The organism is Rhodobacter aestuarii, from assembly GCF_900156655.1.
GTDB lineage: Bacteria > Pseudomonadota > Alphaproteobacteria > Rhodobacterales > Rhodobacteraceae > Rhodobacter > Rhodobacter aestuarii.
Map to the genome: position 1 here is coordinate 2,501 of NZ_FTOG01000024.1, position 3,026 is coordinate 5,526.

Here is a 3,026-nt window from a genome sequence, read left to right on the forward strand (position 1 = left end):
ATAACGGGCTGAAACAGGTACTTTTAACCTGAATACATAGGGTTTTAAGAGCGAACCCGGGGAACTGAAACATCTAAGTACCCGGAGGAAAGGAAATCAACGATACTCCGTAAGTAGTGGCGAGCGAACGCGGACCAGCCGAGCTGTGAGAATGAGTGGAATGGTCTGGAAAGGCCAGCAATATGGGTGACAGCCCCGTACACGAAGTTTGATCAGACGTATTAAGTAGGGCGGGACACGTGAAATCCTGTCTGAAGATCGGGGGACCACCCTCGAAGGCTAAGTACTCCTTACTGACCGATAGCGAACCAGTACCGTGAGGGAAAGGTGAAAAGAACCCCGACGAGGGGAGTGAAACAGTTTCTGAAACCGGACGCCTACAAGCAGTCGGAGGGGCCTTGAGCCCTGACGGCGTACCTTTTGTATAATGGGTCAACGACTTGGTCTTACGAGCAAGCTTAAGCCGTTAGGTGTAGGCGCAGCGAAAGCGAGTCTTAAAAGGGCGATGAGTTCGTGGGATCAGACCCGAAACCAGATGATCTAGCCATGTGCAGGATGAAGGTACGGTAACACGTACTGGAGGTCCGAACCGACACCCGTTGAAAAGGGTCCGGATGACGTGTGGCTAGGGGTGAAAGGCCAATCAAATCTGGAGATAGCTGGTTCTCCGCGAAAGCTATTTAGGTAGCGCCTCGGACGAATACCTGCGGGGGTAGAGCACTACATGGATGATGGGGGCCCACAGCCTTACTGAGTCTAAGTAAACTCCGAATACCGCAGAGTACTATCCGGGAGACACACGGCGGGTGCTAACGTCCGTCGTGAAGAGGGAAACAACCCTGACCAACAGCTAAGGCCCCCAATTCGTGGCTAAGTGGGAAAGCATGTGAGACTTCCAAAACAACCAGGAGGTTGGCTTAGAAGCAGCCATCCTTTAAAGATAGCGTAACAGCTCACTGGTCTAAATAAGAGGTCTTGCGGCGAAGATGTAACGGGGCTCAAGCCACGAGCCGAAGCTTTGGATGCACAGCGATGTGCGTGGTAGCGGAGCGTTCTGTGATATAACACCCTCCGACCTTGCTTTCCTTGCGGAAAGCGGCAGTCGGAATGGTGTTTACTGTGAAGCCGGCCTGTGAGGGATCCGGTGGAGTGATCAGAAGCGAGAATGTTGACATGAGTAGCGACAAACAGGGTGAGAGACCCTGTCGCCGAAAGTCCAAGGGTTCCTGCTTAAAGCTAATCTGAGCAGGGTAAGCCGGCCCCTAAGGCGAGGCCGAAAGGCGTAGTCGATGGGAACCAGGTTAATATTCCTGGGCCAGGAGGATGTGACGGATCTCAAAGGTAGTTCGATCTTATCGGATTGATCGGGCTGCTCAGAGGTCCCTGGAAATAGCCCTCCATGAGACCGTACCCGAAACCGACACAGGTGGACTGGTAGAGTATACCAAGGCGCTTGAGAGAACCACGTTTAAGGAACTCGGCAAAATGCCTCCGTAAGTTCGCGAGAAGGAGGCCCCATTCCTGGGCAACCAGGGGTGGGGGGCACAAACTAGGGGGTGGCGACTGTTTACTTAAAACATAGGGCTCTGCGAAGCCGTAAGGCGACGTATAGGGTCTGACGCCTGCCCGGTGCTGGAAGGTTAAAAGGAGGGGTGCAAGCTCCGAATTGAAGCCCCAGTAAACGGCGGCCGTAACTATAACGGTCCTAAGGTAGCGAAATTCCTTGTCGGGTAAGTTCCGACCTGCACGAATGGCGTAACGATCTCCCCGCTGTCTCAAACGTGGACTCAGCGAAATTGAACTGTGTGTCAAGATGCACACTACCCGCGGTTAGACGGAAAGACCCCATGAACCTTTACTCTAGCTTTGCATTGGCATCAGGATTGTGATGTGCAGGATAGGTGGTAGGCTTTGAAACGGGGACGCCAGTTCCCGTGGAGCCTCCCTTGAGATACCACCCTTCGCACTCTTGATGTCTAACCGCGGCCCGTTATCCGGGTCCGGGACCCTGCATGGTGGGGAGTTTGACTGGGGCGGTCGCCTCCCAAATCGTAACGGAGGCGCGCGAAGGTTGGCTCAGACCGGTCGGAAATCGGTCGTTGAGTGCAATGGCAGAAGCCAGCCTGACTGCAAGACTGACAAGTCGAGCAGAGACGAAAGTCGGCCATAGTGATCCGGTGGTCCCAAGTGGGAGGGCCATCGCTCAACGGATAAAAGGTACTCTGGGGATAACAGGCTGATGATGCCCAAGAGTCCATATCGACGGCATCGTTTGGCACCTCGATGTCGGCTCATCTCATCCTGGGGCTGGAGCAGGTCCCAAGGGTATGGCTGTTCGCCATTTAAAGAGGTACGTGAGCTGGGTTTAGAACGTCGTGAGACAGTTCGGTCCCTATCTGCCGTGGGTGTAGGATACTTGATGGGAGTTGCCCCTAGTACGAGAGGACCGGGGTGAACGTTCCACTGGTGGACCAGTTATCGTGCCAACGGTAGTGCTGGGTAGCTATGAACGGACAGGATAAACGCTGAAGGCATCTAAGCGTGAAGCCCCCCCAAAAACTAGGTATCCCTTGAGGGCCGTGGAAGACCACCACGTCGATAGGCCGGAGATGTAAGTGCAGCAATGCATTCAGTTGACCGGTACTAATTGCCCGATTGGCTTGATTTGATCCAGTAGCAGCAAGGCTCATGATCAAAAGCAAGTATACACAAGGTTACATCCTGACTTGGACAGACTTCTTCCTCGGTTTGGTGGTCATAGCGCTGGCTAAACACCCGATCCCATCCCGAACTCGGCCGTTAAGGGCCAACACGCCAATGGTACTGCGTCTTAAGACGTGGGAGAGTAGGTCACCGCCAAACCTAGAAAGAAGTCAATTCTCTCAAAACGATACAAAACCCCGATCAGTAATAGCGCCCTCGGGGTCATACGCGCCACAAAACACCGGCGCGGGGTGGAGCAGCCCGGTAGCTCGTCAGGCTCATAACCTGAAGGTCGTAGGTTCAAATCCTACCCCCGCAACCAA

Annotated in this window: 1 tRNA gene and 2 rRNA genes (1 of these 3 cut by a window edge); all 3 read left to right on the plus strand. The window is 54.0% G+C overall.

What is annotated here, in order from left to right:
* Window positions 1-2,668 (plus strand): 23S ribosomal RNA (locus BW967_RS18260); it begins 165 nt to the left of the window's first position.
* Between the two features lie 79 nt (window positions 2,669-2,747).
* Window positions 2,748-2,862 (plus strand): 5S ribosomal RNA (gene rrf / locus BW967_RS18265).
* Window positions 2,863-2,948: 86 nt separating this feature from the next.
* A tRNA-Met gene (locus tag BW967_RS18270) sits at window positions 2,949-3,025 on the plus strand.
* Window position 3,026 lies beyond the last annotated feature (1 nt).